The organism is Tenacibaculum sp. ZH5_bin.1 (genome assembly GCF_042865525.1).
GTDB lineage: Bacteria > Bacteroidota > Bacteroidia > Flavobacteriales > Flavobacteriaceae > Polaribacter > Polaribacter mesophilus.
Genome location: NZ_JBEGIO010000004.1, coordinates 133,366 through 151,043, shown reverse-complemented (window position 1 = coordinate 151,043; position 17,678 = coordinate 133,366). Strand labels below are relative to the sequence as shown.

Annotated in this window: 15 protein-coding genes; 9 read left to right on the top strand and 6 right to left on the bottom strand. The window is 29.8% G+C overall.

Annotated elements, in window-relative coordinates:
* Window positions 1–41: 41 nt before the first annotated feature.
* The 8 genes from ABHQ57_RS12280 to ABHQ57_RS12245 all read left to right on the top strand — a co-directional run bounded on the left by ABHQ57_RS12280 (window position 42) and on the right by ABHQ57_RS12245 (window position 7,552).
* Complete coding sequence (locus ABHQ57_RS12280) at window positions 42–986, top strand: lipid A deacylase LpxR family protein (protein ID WP_073183189.1); 945 nt, start codon at window positions 42–44, stop codon at window positions 984–986.
* Window positions 987–1,071: 85 nt separating this feature from the next.
* Complete coding sequence (gene dnaN, locus ABHQ57_RS12275; protein WP_047789669.1) at window positions 1,072–2,190, top strand: DNA polymerase III subunit beta; 1,119 nt, start codon at window positions 1,072–1,074, stop codon at window positions 2,188–2,190.
* Between the two features lie 136 nt (window positions 2,191–2,326).
* Window positions 2,327–3,091, top strand: a complete 765-nt coding sequence (locus ABHQ57_RS12270) for a ParA family protein (protein ID WP_047789668.1) — start codon at window positions 2,327–2,329, stop codon at window positions 3,089–3,091.
* A 9-nt stretch (window positions 3,092–3,100) separates the two neighbouring features.
* Window positions 3,101–3,988 carry a ParB/RepB/Spo0J family partition protein gene (locus tag ABHQ57_RS12265; RefSeq protein WP_047789667.1) on the top strand — a complete coding sequence of 296 codons (888 nt, stop codon included), beginning with the start codon at window positions 3,101–3,103 and terminating at the stop codon, window positions 3,986–3,988.
* On the top strand, window positions 3,989–4,567 hold the full coding sequence (locus ABHQ57_RS12260; RefSeq protein WP_047789666.1) for a DUF5683 domain-containing protein: 579 nt from the start codon (window positions 3,989–3,991) through the stop codon (window positions 4,565–4,567).
* Between the two features lies 1 nt (window position 4,568).
* Complete coding sequence (gene dapB, locus ABHQ57_RS12255) at window positions 4,569–5,270, top strand: 4-hydroxy-tetrahydrodipicolinate reductase (protein WP_389863806.1); 702 nt, start codon at window positions 4,569–4,571, stop codon at window positions 5,268–5,270.
* Between the two features lie 78 nt (window positions 5,271–5,348).
* Entirely contained in the window at window positions 5,349–6,932 is a 1,584-nt protein-coding gene (lepB, locus tag ABHQ57_RS12250; protein WP_239178820.1) for a signal peptidase I, read from the top strand.
* Window positions 6,932–7,552, top strand: coding sequence for a WbqC family protein (locus ABHQ57_RS12245; protein WP_073183200.1), 621 nt, complete (start codon window positions 6,932–6,934; stop codon window positions 7,550–7,552). The genes lepB and ABHQ57_RS12245 overlap by 1 nt, the downstream gene beginning before the upstream one ends.
* Before the next feature lie 162 nt (window positions 7,553–7,714).
* On the opposite strand, the gene ABHQ57_RS12240 is transcribed toward ABHQ57_RS12245, so the two are convergent.
* From ABHQ57_RS12240 to ABHQ57_RS12220, 5 genes are read right to left on the bottom strand one after another with little or no spacing between them, the layout of a single operon-like run.
* Window positions 7,715–9,220, bottom strand: coding sequence for a lipopolysaccharide biosynthesis protein (locus ABHQ57_RS12240; protein ID WP_167714034.1), 1,506 nt, complete (start codon window positions 9,218–9,220; stop codon window positions 7,715–7,717).
* Between the two features lies 1 nt (window position 9,221).
* Window positions 9,222–10,307: a non-hydrolyzing UDP-N-acetylglucosamine 2-epimerase gene (gene wecB / locus ABHQ57_RS12235; RefSeq protein ID WP_167714035.1), complete on the bottom strand. Its 1,086-nt coding sequence runs from the start codon at window positions 10,305–10,307 to the stop codon at window positions 9,222–9,224.
* Complete coding sequence (locus tag ABHQ57_RS12230; RefSeq protein ID WP_167714036.1) at window positions 10,304–11,584, bottom strand: glycosyltransferase; 1,281 nt, start codon at window positions 11,582–11,584, stop codon at window positions 10,304–10,306. The genes wecB and ABHQ57_RS12230 overlap by 4 nt, the downstream gene beginning before the upstream one ends.
* Window positions 11,581–12,756, bottom strand: coding sequence for a glycosyltransferase family 4 protein (locus ABHQ57_RS12225; RefSeq protein ID WP_167714037.1), 1,176 nt, complete (start codon window positions 12,754–12,756; stop codon window positions 11,581–11,583). The genes ABHQ57_RS12230 and ABHQ57_RS12225 overlap by 4 nt, the downstream gene beginning before the upstream one ends.
* Window positions 12,753–13,280 (bottom strand): methyltransferase, encoded by a 528-nt coding sequence (locus ABHQ57_RS12220; RefSeq protein WP_047789658.1) that lies wholly within the window; start codon window positions 13,278–13,280, stop codon window positions 12,753–12,755. The genes ABHQ57_RS12225 and ABHQ57_RS12220 overlap by 4 nt, the downstream gene beginning before the upstream one ends.
* A gap of 317 nt (window positions 13,281–13,597) precedes the next feature.
* Between ABHQ57_RS12220 and ABHQ57_RS12215 the strand changes: the two genes are divergently transcribed.
* Window positions 13,598–15,286 carry an AraC family transcriptional regulator gene (locus tag ABHQ57_RS12215; protein ID WP_167714038.1) on the top strand — a complete coding sequence of 563 codons (1,689 nt, stop codon included), beginning with the start codon at window positions 13,598–13,600 and terminating at the stop codon, window positions 15,284–15,286.
* Here the strand turns inward: ABHQ57_RS12215 and ABHQ57_RS12210 are convergent.
* A complete protein-coding gene (locus tag ABHQ57_RS12210; RefSeq protein WP_167714039.1) occupies window positions 15,283–17,676 on the bottom strand; it encodes a YfhO family protein in 2,394 nt (797 codons plus the stop codon). The genes ABHQ57_RS12215 and ABHQ57_RS12210 overlap by 4 nt on opposite strands.
* Window positions 17,677–17,678 lie beyond the last annotated feature (2 nt).

Here is a 17,678-nt window from a genome sequence, read left to right as displayed (position 1 = left end):
TTTAACCAAGGTTGTGCTAAAATAATACGATATTTACACCTATGAAAAAAAACATGTCACTTTTATTTATCTTATTTACTCTCTATCTATTCTCACAACGTAAATATGACAAAGAATTAAGTTTTTTAAATGATAATGACTTATATGTTTCAACCTATCAAGATCGATATTATACAAACGGAGCCTTTTTAACATACCGCTTCTTAAGTAAAAAGCAAGCTGAAAATATTGATAAAAAAATATATGAAATCCAATTAGGTCACCATATGTACACTCCTTATAAGGCTGTTGTTGAAACTATTGAAGAACATGATCGTCCTTTTGCTAGCTACTTATTCGGTAGTTTTGGGGTTAACCGATTTTACGCTAATAAATCTATTCTCAAAACAGCTTTACAAATAGGAACTATTGGATCTTATTCTTTTGGTGAAGAACTTCAAGGAATTATACATAAAATGTATGGTTTTAAAGAAGCTACTGGATGGGATTATCAAATAAAAGATGCTTTTGCTCTTAATCTAAAGGTCGATTATATTAAAAAAATAACTAAAGACAATGTTTTTGACCTTAACTGGACAAACTCTGCTAGGTTAGGTACTGTTTATACTGATTTATCAACTGGTTTATTTACTCGTATTGGCTTTAAGCCTCTAGAAAGTATTATTAATTCTATTGCTTTTCATGGAAACTTAAACAATAAAAACACTAATTTCGAAAATAAGACGGAAGTTTTTTTATACCTAAAACCAATGCTTCATTATGTTGCTTATGACGCAACTATTGAAGGTAGCTTTTTAAACAAAAAAAGCCCTGTAACGTTTGATGTAGAACCTTTTAAATTTACAACGGAGTTTGGAATTCGTTTTACAAGTAATCGTTTTAATTTTGGTTATGCCATAAACTACCATACAAAAAAACTTAAAAGTTCGCGTGTTCCTAAAGGAAATTTTTATGGTACAATACAATTAAATTATCAATTTAATTAAGAGTATTGCACTCTTTGAAAAAATAATTTTTAAAATCATCAAATTAAGATATATTTGTAAGTCTAATAAATAGAAAAATTACTAAATGAAATTTATCGTATCTAGCTCACAATTATTAAAACAACTACAAGTTTTAGGTGGGGTTATAAATAGCAATAACACGTTACCAATTTTAGATAACTTTTTATTTGAACTATCTGAAAACGAATTAAAAATATCAGCTTCCGACCTTGAGACAACCATGTCATCAGTTATTGAAGTTGAAAGTACTGATACTGGAGCGATTGCTATAAATGCTCGTTTATTATTAGATACTTTAAAAACATTTCCTGAACAACCTCTTACATTTAAGATTGAAGGAGATAACACTATTGAGATTATTTCGGAACAAGGAAAATATGACATGGCATACTTTAGTGGAGATGAGTTCCCTAAAGCTGTAGAATTACCTTCTCCTAGCAGCACTGAAATCCCTTCTCATATTTTAGCTACAGCTATTTCTAAAACTATTTTTGCGGCTGGTAATGATGATTTACGTCCTGTTATGAGTGGTGTATTTTTTCAGTTCAATTCAAAAGAATTAACTTTTGTAGCCACTGATGCTCATAAATTAGTTAAATATACACGTACCGATATTACTGCTGATAAATCAGCCGAATTTATCATGCCTAAAAAACCTTTAAACTTACTAAAGGGAATTTTAGGGGGGTCAGAAAACAATGTGACTATTGAATATAATGATACTAATGCCAAATTTACTTTTGATAATGTAGTATTAATCTGTCGATTAATTGATGGAAAATACCCTAACTACGAAGCTGTTATACCAAAAGAAAATCCAAACAAATTAACTGTTGACAGAGCTTCTTTCTTAAATTCTGTACGTCGTGTATCTATTTTCTCTAGTAAGACAACACATCAAATTCGTTTGAAAATGGCGGGTACTGAATTAAATATTTCTGCAGAAGATTTAGACTATTCTAATAAAGCCGACGAACGATTAAACTGTGATTATCAAGGTGACGATATGCAGATTGGGTTTAACTCTCGTTTTCTTAGCGAAATGTTAAACAACTTAAACTCTAACGACGTTTTAATTGAAATGAGCTTACCAAATAGAGCTGGAATTTTAACTCCAATTGACGGTACTGAAGAAGGCGAGTTAGTAACTATGCTTGTTATGCCAGTAATGTTAAACGGGTAATAAATTTTCTACATATAAAAATTACAAAAGCCACAGAATCAAAACTCTGTGGCTTTTGTTATTTTATTTAATATCTTTCTCTTTCAAAAATGAGAAATAATTGTAAATTTACCTCTTTCAAACTTTATAAATTATAATGGGTAGAATTATTGCAATTGCAAATCAAAAAGGTGGCGTAGGTAAAACTACTACATCTGTAAACTTAGCTGCGGCTTTAGGTGTTTTAGAAAAAAAAGTGTTGTTAATTGATGCTGACCCCCAAGCAAATGCTACTTCTGGTTTAGGTTTAGACGTTGAAAGTATAGAAATTGGAACGTATCAGGTTTTAGAACACACGATCTCTGCGAAAGACACTGTTTTAAAAACTGACTCTCCAAACGTTGACTTAATTCCTGCTCATATTGATTTAGTTGCTATTGAAATTGAATTGGTAGACAAGCAACAACGCGAGTACATGTTAAAAAAAGCGTTAGAAGATATTAAAGATGATTACGATTTTATTTTAATTGATTGCGCCCCATCTTTAGGGTTAATAACTTTAAACTCTCTAGTAGCTGCCGACTCTGTTGTTATCCCTATTCAATGTGAATATTTTGCTTTAGAAGGTTTAGGAAAATTATTAAACACAATTAAGAGTGTTCAAAAAATACACAATCAAGAGCTAGAAATAGAAGGCTTGTTATTAACTATGTTCGATTCTCGTTTACGCTTGTCAAACCAAGTGGTAGATGAAGTACGCAAACATTTCAGTTCTATGGTTTTTGAAACAATAGTACACAGAAATATCCGTTTAAGTGAAGCACCAAGTTATGGAGAAAGTATAATTTCATACGATGCAACGAGTAAAGGTGCCGTAAATTACTTAAATTTGGCGAACGAAATTTTAACTAAAAACGCATAATTACTGTAAATGGCAAAAGCAACAAAAAAACAAGCTTTAGGTAGAGGTTTATCAGCATTATTAAAGGAAACTGCAGAAGTAAATTCGGCAGAAGATAAAAATGCAGATAAGTTAGTTGGAAATATTATTGAAATTGATATCAACTCAATAGATGTAAACCCTTACCAACCTAGGACTTATTTTGATGAAGAAGCGTTGCGCGAATTAGCTAGTTCTATTAAAGAATTAGGAGTAATTCAGCCTATTACTGTACGTAAACTATCAAGCGATAAGTTTCAATTAGTTTCTGGGGAGCGTCGTTTTAGAGCTTCTAAACTTATTGGAAACAAAACCGTTCCTGCTTACATTCGTTTAGCAAACGATCAGGAAATGTTAGAAATGGCGTTGGTAGAAAATATTCAACGTAAAAACTTAGATCCGATTGAAGTTGCTCTTTCTTATCAACGTTTAATTGATGAAATTCAACTTACTCAAGAAGAACTAAGTACCCGTGTTGGTAAAAAGCGTTCTACAGTTACTAACTACTTACGTTTACTTAAGCTAGATCCTATTATTCAAACAGGAATGCGTGATGGTTTTATTTCAATGGGGCACGGTCGTGCATTGATTAATGTTGATAGTAACTCTGATCAATTAAACATTTATGAGAAAATTGTTCGTGATAAACTATCAGTACGTCAAACTGAAGAACTTGTAAAGAACCTAAAAGCTGGTAAGGTTGCTAAAACAGCCAAAAAGAAAGCTTTACCTAATTATATTTCTGAAAGTGTTAAGGATATTAGCGACTATTTTGGACATAAAATTGACGTTACAGTGAACAATCGTGGAAAAGGTAAAATCTCTATTCCTTTTCATTCTGAAGAAGATTTTAACCGTATTAAAAACTTACTAAAGTAATTGAACGTACGTATAATCATATTCGCTTTTTTTAGTCTTTTTTTGTTTCAAAATACTTTTGCTCAAAAAGATTCTATTGCCGTTAGGGCAAAACAACTTCAGTTAACAAGCGACAAATACAATCCTTTGTCACCTTCAAAAGCTGCCTTTTACTCAGCTATTTTTCCTGGAGGTGGACAAATTTATAATGGAAAGTATTGGAAAGCCCCAATAGTATGGGCAGCAATAGGCGCTAGTGCTTATTTTTACATTGATAATAGTGATCAGTATGATCGATACCGAACAGCTTTTAAACTTCGTAAACAAGGGTTAAAAGACGAATTTACTAGAGAGGACGGAACTGTTCTTATTTCTACTGCTGGTTTAGAAAGTGCACAGAAAACTTTACGAAAAAATAGAGATTTATCATTATTAACTGGTGTGCTTTTATATGTTTTACAAATTGTTGAAGCCAGTGTTAATGCACACTTATTACAATTTGACACAGATGATAGCTTATCTGTAAAACCAGTAATCACTCCAGATCCTTTATTTATTGAAGCCCCAAAAGTTGGTTTAACACTAAAATATTCTTTTTAAAATGAAAATAGCCTTACTTGGTTATGGTAGAATGGGTAAAGAAATTGAAAAAATTGCTTTACAAAGAGGACATCAAATCGTTATAAAAACTTCTGGAAAAGAAGTGTATGATATTACAAAAGCTGATGTAGCAATAGACTTTAGCATTCCTTCTTCAGCATACGACAATATCAGCAATTGTATTAACAATAATACACCTGTTATTTCTGGAACTACTGGCTGGTTAGATAAGTACAACGATATTGTTGAGTTATGTAATGACAAGAAAGGTGCATTTATTTATGCTTCTAACTTTAGTTTAGGGGTTAATGTATTCTTTGAACTAAACAAACAGCTTGCTAAAATGATGAGTACTTTAGAACAATATAATGTTTCTATTGAAGAAATTCATCATACTAAAAAGTTAGATGCTCCAAGCGGTACTGCAATTACATTGGCAGAAGGTGTTATTGAAAACACTAACCAAAAAGCTTGGGAATTAGACGAAAAAACATCAGAAGAAAATATTCCTATTAAAGCTATCAGAACTCCGGATGTTCCAGGTACTCACACCGTGACTTACAATTCTGAAATAGATACTATTGATATTAAACACACAGCTCATAATCGTCAAGGTTTTGCTTTAGGTGCTGTAATTGCTGCTGAGTGGTTAAATAATAAAACAGGTGTTTTTACTATGCGAGATGTGTTAAACTTAGGTTAATAACGTAACAAACAATTCAAAAAACACACATATAAAATTGAATTTTATTCCTTAATGGAACTACAAAATATATAGATTATGACATTTACTGAATGGTTTTTATTCTTTTTATTCATACAAGTTGTTCATTTTTTAGGTACTTGGAAGCTATATACTAAAGCAGGTAAAAAAGCTTGGGAAGCTGCTATACCTGTTTATAATGCTATTGTATTGATGCAAATAATAAATCGTCCAAAATGGTGGGTGATTTTATTGTTTATTCCTATAGTTAACCTATTAATGTTCCCTATTATTTGGGTTGAAACTTGTAGAAGTTTTGGTTTTAACAAAAGACCTGATACTATTTTAGCTATTCTAACTTTAGGATTATATATCTATTATATCAATTATTTTACAGATACAAAATATATTGAAAACAGAAGTTTAAAACCAAGATCTCCTTTAGGTGAATGGGTTAGCTCTATTGCTTTTGCTATTATTGCTGCTACTTTAGTACATACTTATATTATGCAACCATACACTATTCCTACCTCATCTTTAGAGAAAACCTTATTAGTTGGTGATTATTTATTTGTAAGTAAGTTTCATTACGGTGCACGTGTACCAATGACTACCGTTGCTGCACCAATGGCACACGATACTATTCCTGGATTGGGTATAAAATCATTTTTATCTGATGATAAAAACAAGGAAGGTTTATTAAACAAGCTTTCTTTACCTTATATGCGTGTTCCTGGCTTTCAAAAAATTAACCGTAATGATATCGTTGTTTTTAGCTGGCCTTCAGACTCTTTAGCCACAATGTGGGGAGATAACTCTGGTAACTTTACCTATAAACCAATTGATAAGCGTACGAACTACGTAAAACGTGCTGTAGGAATTCCTGGAGATAGCTTAGAAGTACGTGATGGTTATGTTTTTATTAATGGAAAGAAAACTGTTTTACCAGATAGAGCGAAACCACAATGGCATTTTATAGTTGATACCAACGGAGAAAAGTTTAGCCAAGGAGCCCTTTCTAGATATAATATTAGAGAAGGACAAGTAATGCCTGATGGTAAATATGCTTTAAACTTAACAGATGAAGAAGCTGCTTTAATAGCTAAAAACCCTATTGTAGAAAGTATTAAAAAACACTTAACTCCAAAAGGAGCTTATGACAAATCAGTTTTTCCTCATGACCCAAGATATGCTTGGTCTTCGGATAATTTTGGACCAATATATATTCCTAAAAAAGGAGCTACTGTTAAATTAAATTCTAAAACAATTCCTTTTTATGAGCAGATTATTCGTAGATATGAGAATAACAATTTAACAATTTTTGGAGACGATATTTATATCAATGGTGAGAAAGCAAAAGAATATACTTTTAAGCAAGATTACTACTGGATGATGGGAGACAATCGTCAACGTTCGTTAGACGCTAGAAATTGGGGGTATGTGCCTTTTGACCACGTAGTTGGTAAACCTGTTATGATTTGGTTAAGTTGGGATGCTAATGCACCTAGTTTTATTGCTAAGTTAAATTCTATTCGTTGGGACAGAATGTTTACAACTGTTGGAGGAAGTGGTAAACCTGTTTCTTACCTTTGGTTAGTTTTATTGTTGATTGGAGGTTATATCGTGTACAGTTTTAGAAAAAGTAAAAAGAAAAAAGCATAATGTCACTTTTTATTCCAACTTATTTTGCTCCTATTTCACAGTATGCAGCAATCTATCAATCGGATGCTATTACTTTTGAAATAGAAGATAATTATCAAAAGCAAACCTATCGTAATCGCTGTTATATTTATGGAGCCAATGGTAAATTAGCTCTTAATATTCCTGTTAAACATAAAACAAAAGAAGGTAGAAAAAAGACCAAAGACACCTTAGTAGAAAATGACTTCCCCTGGCAACAACAACATTTTAAGTCATTACAATCAGCTTATCGTTCTTCTCCATTTTTTGAATTTTTTGAAGATGATTTACAAGCTATTTTCAATAAAAAGTACACGTTTTTACAAGACTTGAATATTGATACTCATTTATTTGTAACTGATGCTTTACAAATTAAACAGCAATTTAACAAAACTTCCAGTTACGAACTAACCCCTGAGAGCATTGATTATAGAGCTTTAGCTATTGCTAAAAAAGGAGTTGAAATAAAAATGGATTCTTATATTCAAATGTTTGATGATAAATACGGATTTATACCTAATTTATCTATTTTAGATCTTTTGTTTATGGAAGGTGCTAATACTATTAGTTTTTTAGAAAAAATTAATATAAGCCTAAAATAACTTTCTTCATACTATTTTAGTATTTCTTTATTTTTTAACATAAACTAAGAGGTTATTTAGTTATTTTATATATATTTGCCACCGAAACATTTCCCCCTTTTTAATGTTTCATTTCCCCCTTATTATTAAGAAAAGACTTGTTCCCTTTGTGTGCAGGTCTTTTTACTTTATATACCTTTTGGCTAGATTGTTAATCTGCTCAGAAATAGATAATTTTACTACGACAAAGACATAAATTACTATAATTAATATACTCTTTAAAACAATGTTTACTATTGGGTGAATTGGAAAGTCAAAAAGATAAAACTTAGGTATTGAAAAATTCCAAAAGTTAAACCCTAAAAACATAATTAAGACAATAAGAATCATTAAAAATGTTTTATTAGTAAAAGGGGTCATATTAAACTTTTCTTTTACAAACCATAGTTTAAAGGTATTAAACACCAAAACTGTAATAAGTGTTGCTAGTGCCAACCCTTTTGTTCCCATTTCTAAATCATTAAAAAAGTAACTATTTAAAAAATATACAGAAAAGGCCATTCCTAAACCTACAGGTAACGTAATACGATAAAATTTAGAATTACTTATAATAGCACCATTACTACCTAATGACATTAAAAATAACTTTGCAGACGAAATCAATAATACTACTAATACTCCTTCTTTTCCATAATTTTTATTCGGCATCAACCTGAATAACTCCTCCACATTACAATTTACTAAGACAAAAAACAGCCCGCCAATCAACAATAAATTAATAGAACTCTTCTTATATAAACTTTCTGTTTCTTTTGGGTTATCTTCATTAAGAGCCTTAGAAGTTAATGGCTGTAAAATTTGCCCCATTGCCCTACTTGGTGCTTCTATAAATGATCCTATAAACACAGCTACCGTATAATATGCAGCTGTAGCAAAACCTTCTTTCCCTGGTATCATTACTTTGTCTATATCTAAGATAATAGCTCCTGCACTACCTGCTAAAATGATATAAAAAGTGTATCGTAAAACTTCTTTAAAGTTGTTTGGTAAACTGAAGGTAAATTTTGGTGTATATAGACGAAAAGCATACCACATCATTAAGAGTACTCTTAATATGTAAGCTATTGACATATATACTAAAAACTCTTCTTTTGTTATAAAGTTAAAATACACAGCAAAAAGTAAAACCATCACAGCTACTCTATTGTATAATTCCTTTAAAATATTCCCAAAAACCGATTGCATTTGTACTCTTGCCCATGAATAAAACACTTCAAAATAAGCACATGCAACAGCGATTATATAAATATAAATAGTATAATCTTCAATTATGAGGTTGCCTACACTACCATTTTCTACTACATAACTCATAATCCAATTATGAAAGAAGTTCCAAAAGTATCCTATTGGAATTGCAATAAATAACGGTAAAAAAATTATAGAACTTAAAAACTTATCTTTTTCAACTTTTGAAGTGTATCCAGAAAAAAACTTGATAATTGTAAAGTGAACTCCAAAGGCTGTAACAGGCATAATTAAGTTTGAAGCCGAAAAAACATAGGTTGCTAATCCATAATACTCATCTCCTAAAAATCGTGTATATAACACCAAAGTATTAACACCTCCAATCAAAAATCCTAAATATATTATTAGAGTATTCCTGAACGATTGTTTAAATACAATTCCCAATTTATTCTTTTATTAATTTTAATATTGATTGATATATTTTTTCTCCAACATTATCTCCATATAACGGCTCTTTAAAATCTTTTGATGTAGCTAAAAACTGTTGAAAATAATTAATTATTTTTCCTGAATTAGCTCCTGTTATAGCTCCATAACCATTACTTACTAACTCTTTCCATTCTGTTTCTTCTCTTGCTATAACACAAAACTTCTTATTAAAGAAAGCCTCTTTTTGTAAACCTCCACTATCAGTTATAACAAGAGCACAATTTTTTAATAACTCTAACATAGAAAAATACCCTACAGGTTCAATAAAGGTTATATTAGACTTTAATTTGTACTTTTCTAACATTTTTTTTGTCCTTGGATGCAATGGCAATACTACTTTTTTAGAAACATTAATTTTTTCAAGAGCTTCAAAAATATTAGCTAATCTCTCTTTTTCATCAGTATTTTCTTGACGATGAATTGTTGCTAACACAAACTCTTTTTTCTCTAAACCTAAGTCTTTAATAATAGTTGACTTCTCTTCGGAAACTTGATTATAAAACTCTACAGCATCTTTCATGATATCACCATGCTTTTCTATCAAAATATCAAAATTATCAAATCCTTCATTCTTCAAATTTGACACTGCTATTTCTGTCGGACAACTTAGTAGGTTTCCTATTCTATCTGTTAAAATACGATTTATTTCTTCAGGCATTTGCATATTGAATGAACGCAAGCCCGCTTCAATATGTACTACTTTTATATGTAGTTTTTTAGCTGCTAAAGCTCCTGCTAACGTCGAATTTGTATCTCCATATACAACAACTGCATCTGGCTTTTCTAATACTAAAATTTCTTCTATTTTCTCTAACATTTGCCCCGTCATAGCACCATGACTTAAACCATTTATATTTAAATTGTACTTGGGTTTAGGTATTTGCATTTCATCAAAAAAAATAGCACTCATGTTAGCATCAAAATGTTGCCCTGTATGCACTATTATTTCTTCTATTTCAGTATACTTTTGAATCACTCTACTTAATACAGCTCCTTTTACAAACTGTGGACGTGCTCCTAATATGGTTATTATTTTTTTCAAGAATTAACGACTTTTTTTAATACTATAGATAATTTCTCTGTTAACTTTTTCCGATGATATTGCTCTATGTTTTTAGAATTAACCTCTAAAATCCCTTTCTTATATTGATTATAAAGAAGTTTAATTTCTTTTTTCATTTTTACTAAATCATCAAAACCAACAATAGTTCCTGAGTTAGTTTTAGCAAGTATTTCTGCTAAATCACCATCTTCTGGACCCACTGCTAAGATAGGGCGTTTTGCTTGTAAATATTCAAATATTTTACCTGTAATAATTCCTTTAGCACTTGGTACTTTATTTACTGCTAACAATAAAACTTGGGATGTTTGTTGTTGTTGTTGTGCTTTTTTATGAGGTAGATAAGTAATTTTTGTAATATTTTTAAATTGATGTGTTTCTAAAGATTTTTTAACTCCTTTCGCTATTTTCCCTATTAGTTTAATTTCTAAATCTTCTGTAAACTCTTTATCTTCTTTACATAACTCTGATAATGCTTTCCATAAAACTTCAGGATTCCTATCATCATTCATCAAACCTATATGCGTAATTGAAAACTTTTTATCTAGTATTACATTTGTTTCTCTACTTTCTTCTGCATCAAAACCATTAGTAATAACATTAATATTATTAGAAAATTTTTCATAATTCTTTTTCATAGTTTTACCTACAACTAATACCGCATTGGCATATCTTAACACTTCCTGCTCCAATTGATGATGTTTTGCTTTTGATTTTTGCGTGAGTGGTAATTGATGAAAATAATCAATATCTGTCCAAGGGTCACGGAAGTCTGCTACCCACTTCAATCCTAATTCTTTTTTAAGCTTTAATCCGATTAAATGCAAGCTATGTGGTGGTCCAGTAGTTATAATAGCATCAATAGTATTTTCTTTTAAATATTTTTTTAGCTTATTAACTGAAGGCTTTACCCAAAACCTTCTTGCATCAGGAATGAAATAATTAGCTCGAACATATTGCATTACCTGACCTATTAAACTTGGATTAGGATCTAAAAAACCAGCACTTGTTTTCGTTTCTTTTTTCTTGAAAACAGATAACAAGTCATTAGGTTCCCAAATTGAGTTTCTTAAAACCGTTAAATTTTCAGGAAGATCTTTTTTTAATGTTGTATCAACTATCGGATATTTAGCATCTTCAACTGTGTAAACTATTGGTTCAATATTAAAATTTCGCAAATATTTTACAAACTTCAACCATCTTTGTATACCTGAACCTCCTGCCGGCACCCAATAGTATGTAATTATTAATACTTTCAAATTAAACTATTGTATAGGTTTATTAATTCTTTTGAGGTTTTATCCCATGTAAATTCATTTCGAATAAAAGCTTCTCCGTTTTTTCCTAATTCTTTTCTCAGCAGCTCATCTTTATATAACCTCAGTACTTTATCAGTAAAATCTTCTACATTTTTTGCTTCATGTATCAATCCGGCATTTACTTTTTCTACTATGTTTTTTTGAGCTGTTGCATCGCTTACCAACAAAGGTTTCCTTAAACTCATGTACTGGAATAATTTATTAGCATGTGTAGTATCGTGATGTAAATTTCTATGTAAAGGAGACAAACAAACACTACTCTGTTTTATATACTTAGGAAATGTAGTTTCTTCTTGCCACCCTTCAAAACATACTTGTTCTTCAACTTTTAATTCTTCAGATAACTTTTTTAATTTAGTGTTTAGACTTCCTACAATTACTAATCGAATATTCTCTATTTCCTTTTTTAATGCTGGTAAACTTTTAATTGCTGTAGCTACTCCCCTTCTCTCTCCTGTATCTCCTATATATAGTAAGTTAAAAGTATCTCTTTTTGAGCTTTCTTCAAAATTATCTTGCTTTTCAAAAAATGATTTTCTTACTGTATTAGGAACAACAATAACTTTATCAGATTTTATTTTTGTTCTCTTATATATTTCCTCTTTTGCTTCTTGAGTAACAACTATTACTTTACTAGCTTTCTTAATAAGTTCTTCTTCTTTTTGCTTCCATTTGTTTGTTGATATTAAAATATTTTGCGGAAACTTTTTTAAATGAGGATAAAATCTCATTATCTCAGGCCTATTTTCATGTAAATCTAATACAACCGGGAGCTGCTTCTTTTTATTGGCTAACATTACAGCTTCAGCTACAACCATATCATGTATATGAATAGCCTCTATATCATATTTATTAAGAAAATGTATTATCTTTTTCTTTAGTGAAAGAGAATATAATGGGATAGTATAAGCCAAAGCAGATAACTTATACTCTAACTTATTTGACTCATATCTTTTTACTTTTATTTTACCTACAAGTTCTGATGTTGGCTCATTACCATAAGTTAAACAAAATAAAAAAACCTCATGTCCAGATTTTATTAATTCTATTGCTTCATTATGTACTCTAGGGTCAGGAGGAAACGTCTTATCTAAAACCATTCCTATCTTCATCCCTTTCTCTCTTTCTCAGCATATACAGCATAATACCTAGGTGTATATTTTCTTAAAACAGGTCTTATACCCAACTTATTTATTGGACTTGTCCATTTTTCAGTATCAACAATATTCCAACCTGATTTTTCTAATAACCAATCATACTGCCAGTCTTCAAACTCATGATAATGTCTATCCCACATATCTGTTTTGCTTCTGTACGCACTTGCAAACCATAACTTTAAAGGAACAGTGGTTATTATTTTTTGTGCTTCAATTTCTCTTAACACGTTAAATGGTGCTAATAAATGTTCAAAAATCTCAAAAGCCGTTACTGCATCTACATTATAATCTTTTACAATTTGGGGTAATAAATCTAAATCTTCCCCATTTGTATTATAAACTGTATATCCATTTTCTTCCATAATTTCAGAAAACGGGTTACGCACTCCTAAATCTAGTATTGTAGCAGGAGCTGTAAGATGTTTTTGTAAAAACTGAAGTGTATGGTTATATCTTTTCTTTGGTAGTTTAAAATACATGAAATTTATTTTAACACAAATGTATTACTATTTTATCATTTCGTGTAATAAACCTTTTAATTGAGTTTAATTAAATATTATACAAAAAAAACATAAAAGCGAAAGATTAATCTTTCGCTTTTATAAAATATTAATTTTCCATAGCAACTTGTACTTATCTAGTACGTTTTGTTTAATGCAAACATATTATTGTTTTATTTAAAAATAAAATATTATATCCCGTATTTTATAAAAAGCACAGTTAAATTAATGTATATTTGAGAGCTTTTTATGAGGTTATTTGAGAAAAAGAATTCTTAATTACTTAAACTATTCTAATGATTAGGTTTATACTTATAACATTAATTACTTTATTTTTTTCATTAAATACAGTATCACAAACAATATATTTAGATTCTATAAACCGAAGTAAGATTGACTTTTATAAAAACATTAATACTGATAGCTTGTTCTTTTATTGTGATAAGTTAGAAAATTCTAACAATATTTGTACAAAAATAGAAGCTGCTACTGATAAAATTTATGGACTTTATAGATTAAAAAAATACGATGAAGCTGCAACTTCTTCTAATAAGGTAATAACACAAATTGATTCTTTACTCCAAAATAATAACTTGACTTGCCTTATTGATAGAAAAATTGCTTCTTTAAATAGGCTTTTTTGGATAAAAAAAAATCAAGAAAAGTACGAAGAAGCTTACTCTATACTTATTAAGTATGAAAAAGAAATAATTAATCATCCTATAAAAGATCAAAAATGGATTAGAAATAAATTGGGACTTGTTCTTAGTAAAGCTGTAATAAAAAATAAACTTAACATGCAAGAAAAAGCTAAAAGTATACTACTAAAAGCTATTTCGGAATCAAAAAAAACTGTTCTTAAAGATTTTCAAAAAAACAATTTTTTTCTTCAATGGAAAGCTAACTCTTTTAATTGCCTTGGAAACACATATATTTTAATTAACAATAAAAACCCAAATACCATTCTCCTGGATTCTGCTGACTATTACTTTGACAAAGCTTATAAATTAACACAACAATTTACTCCTCAACATAAAGACTCTAAAATATATTATTACTTAAGAAAAACTAAAGTTTTAATGGCTAAAAAAGAATTTTCTAAAGCTATTGATTTAATTAATAATTATAAAAATATAAGTAATGGTTATTCTTATTTTAACAAAGAATATTACCTAAAAGCCATTTGTTTTCACAACTTAAAAAATTCTGATTCCGCTATTTACCATTCTAATAAATTATTAATGAATTATAAAAAATGTGAAAGGAGTAAACTTATTACTATTTACGACATTCTCTCAAAAGAATATAATAATTTAAATAAACTGGATAGCGCTTACAAGTACTCTAAACTTACTTTAGAACAACATCATTTAACAAAAGATACTAAAGACAAAACTTTCAATCTTTTTTACAACAATAATTTTGCTCAAGCTCAAAAGCTTAAAAAAACTATAGAACAAAGAGAAGCAGAAAAACAGCGTAACCTCATTATTTCTTTTATTATTTTATTATTAACTTTTTTCGTTATTACTTTTTATTTATTTAAAAAAGAAAAAGATAAGAAGAAGAAACTTATATCTGTAATAAGCAACAATAAAACGACAGAAATAGAAAAAAAAGAATACAATATTGATGAAATCTTAGAAGCTAAAATTCTTAATGAATTTAGGAATATTGCTAATAGTTTAGATTTTTTAAAACCTGATTTTTCAGTTAACTACATTGCTGAAAAATTAAATACCAATACTACTTATATTTCTTTTGTTTTTAATAAGTATTACGAAGAGTCTTTTAAACAATACTGTACTAAGCTTAAAATTAACTATGTAGTACATAAATTAAAGACAGACAAAAACTTTAGAAAATATTCCATTCAAGCCATTGCTGAAGAAATAGGTTATACCAACGCATCTGCTTTTACAAGAGCGTTTAAAAAACATATTGGTGTAACCCCTTCTGTATTTTTAAAAGACCTTGAAAATTAGTTCTTCTTCTTTTTTATAACAAACCAACCAATAGGTATTATAAGGAGTAAAGCATAACAAATTAAAGACAATGAACTTCCTGTTTTAATTACTGAAGGCTCATGTTTAAAAGTTATTTTATGTTTTCCTGCAGGAACTTCTATTCCTCTTAAAACATAGTTTACTCTATAATATGGCACACTTTCTCCATCAATATAAGCGTTCCATCCATCTTTGTAATAGATTTCAGAAAATACAGCAAATTGTTCTGAAGTTGTACTTGCTTCGTATATCAATTCAGTAAGATCTTTCTTCACAAGATTAATGGTAGCAATTGAATCTTTTTGAAACACATCGGCTTTTAGATTAAACTCGTTTGAGTTTATAACCGCTTCTGATTTAGTATTCAAACTATCTAATGCTATAATTTCTTCATTAGCTGAAGATACTTTTTTTAATGAGTTTACAAACCATGCATTCCCATTAGCTTCTGGATTCTCTTGAAATTGTTCATCGCTAATAATAAAGTACTTAGTATTTAACATATTTAGCACTTCCATATTATTTTTAGCTATTTGATAATCAAACAACTCTTGATAACGTTTCATCTTGGCAGCATGGTACCCTCCTATCGAATTGTGAAAATAAGAAGTTCTACCGTCTTGCATAGGACTTACGCTAAAATTAACAACTCTATAATATCCTTTATCCTTTAAAATTTCTGCATCAGCTTTTGTTGCTGTAAATGGTTTTTGTACTCTTCTAGCTGAAGTGAAGTCTTCCTTGTTAACATAATTAGCATCTATTGAGACCAAATCAAAAATTATTAATCCTCCCAATACAATTAACACAGGTACTTGCTTAAATTTTCCTTTCAAATAAAACCACAACATTCCTGCAACAGCTAAAACCAATAAAAGAGAACGTAAACTATCGTTAAATAACATTGATTTTCTATCTGCAATTAAAGCATCAATTAACTCTGGAAGTTGCTGATATTGTGCATCACGTAATCCTTCAAAAGCGAACAAACTAGATCCAAACAATAAGAACAATAAAGAAATACCTCCGACAATGTAAAAAGCTTTCTTTACTGCATTTTCTTTTTCTTCGGAAGAATTCTCAGAAGAGAAAAATTCTTTTAATGCCAGAATTCCTAACAATGGAACACATAATTCTGCTATTACTTGAATAGACGAAACTGCTCTAAATTTATTATATAAAGGTATATAGTCGATAAAGAAGTTCGTTATTATAGAAAAGTTTTTACCCCAACTTAATACGATAGAAAAAATGGTAGCTGCAACCAACCAATATTTTAATCGTCCTTTTACTAGAAAAATTCCTAAAAAGAATAAGAAAAAAACTATCACACCAATATAAGCTGGTGCTTCAACAATAGGTTGCTTTCCCCAATAAGTTAACACTTGACTAGAATATTCTTTTGCTACACTTTTACCAGCATTTTGCTCTAAAACTTGATAAAAGTTTGAGTCTTCTCCCAACTCTTCAACTGTTCCTCCTCCCATAAAACGAGGAATCATCAAGTTAAATGTTTCGGCTATTCCATAGCTATATTCAGTTATATACTCCTTATCTAACCCAGTAGACTTTTCTTTTGATGTTCCATCAGGGTTAATTGTTAGTTCTGATTTTCCTCTCGTACTATAATCAGCATACTCTTTCATTGCTAACAACCTAGTAGAATTAGCTCCAATACCAATTAACATTGCTGCAACCAAAATAGCTGATTGTTTAAAAAACACAGGTAATGTTCTCGATTTAAAAGCTTCAACACCTTCAACAATTACCAAAATCAACAAACAAAATCCTAAATAATAAGTCATCTGTGGATGATTTGAATAAACTTCTAAAGCCATTGCTAAAGCCGTTAAAATAAACCCAAATGAATATCGTTTTCTAAAAATATAAATTACTCCTGCAATCACCATTGGCATATAACCTATAGCATGTGCTTTCGCATTGTGTCCTGCTCCAAAAATAATTATCAGATAGGTAGAAAACCCAAAGGACAAACTTCCTAAAACAGCTAGTTTCCAATCTACTTTTAAGGCAGTTAATAATAAGAAAAAACTTAAAAAATATAAGAAAAGATAATCCGCAGGTCTAGGTAAAAAGCGAATAACTTTATCAACATAACGTACAAAGTCATTCGGATAATAAGCACTTACCTGATATGCTGGCATTCCACTAAAAGCATTATCTAACCAATAAGGCTCTTCTCCTTTTTCAGCTCTATATTCTTTTACATCTTTTGACATTCCTATAAACTGAGTAATGTCACTTTGTTTAATTTGTTTTCCGCTTAAAACCGGGTTAAAATACAATACAGATGCTATTGCAAAAACAATAATTGCTATTGCAAACGGTAAAAATTTCTTTAAGTTCATGG

Excerpts from the sequence above, each read along its gene's own strand:
- ABHQ57_RS12280 (WP_073183189.1), top strand. The coding sequence starts at position 42 with ATGAAAAAAAACATGTCACTTTTATTTATCTTATTTACTCTCTATCTA.
- dnaN (WP_047789669.1), top strand. The coding sequence starts at position 1,072 with ATGAAATTTATCGTATCTAGCTCACAATTATTAAAACAACTACAAGTT.
- ABHQ57_RS12270 (WP_047789668.1), top strand. The coding sequence starts at position 2,327 with ATGGGTAGAATTATTGCAATTGCAAATCAAAAAGGTGGCGTAGGTAAA.
- ABHQ57_RS12265 (WP_047789667.1), top strand. The coding sequence starts at position 3,101 with ATGGCAAAAGCAACAAAAAAACAAGCTTTAGGTAGAGGTTTATCAGCA.
- dapB (WP_389863806.1), top strand. The coding sequence starts at position 4,569 with ATGAAAATAGCCTTACTTGGTTATGGTAGAATGGGTAAAGAAATTGAA.
- lepB (WP_239178820.1), top strand. The coding sequence starts at position 5,349 with ATGACATTTACTGAATGGTTTTTATTCTTTTTATTCATACAAGTTGTT.
- ABHQ57_RS12245 (WP_073183200.1), top strand. The coding sequence starts at position 6,932 with ATGTCACTTTTTATTCCAACTTATTTTGCTCCTATTTCACAGTATGCA.
- ABHQ57_RS12225 (WP_167714037.1), bottom strand. The coding sequence starts at position 12,756 with ATGAAGATAGGAATGGTTTTAGATAAGACGTTTCCTCCTGACCCTAGA.
- ABHQ57_RS12220 (WP_047789658.1), bottom strand. The coding sequence starts at position 13,280 with ATGTATTTTAAACTACCAAAGAAAAGATATAACCATACACTTCAGTTT.
- ABHQ57_RS12215 (WP_167714038.1), top strand. The coding sequence starts at position 13,598 with ATGATTAGGTTTATACTTATAACATTAATTACTTTATTTTTTTCATTA.
- ABHQ57_RS12210 (WP_167714039.1), bottom strand. The coding sequence starts at position 17,676 with ATGAACTTAAAGAAATTTTTACCGTTTGCAATAGCAATTATTGTTTTT.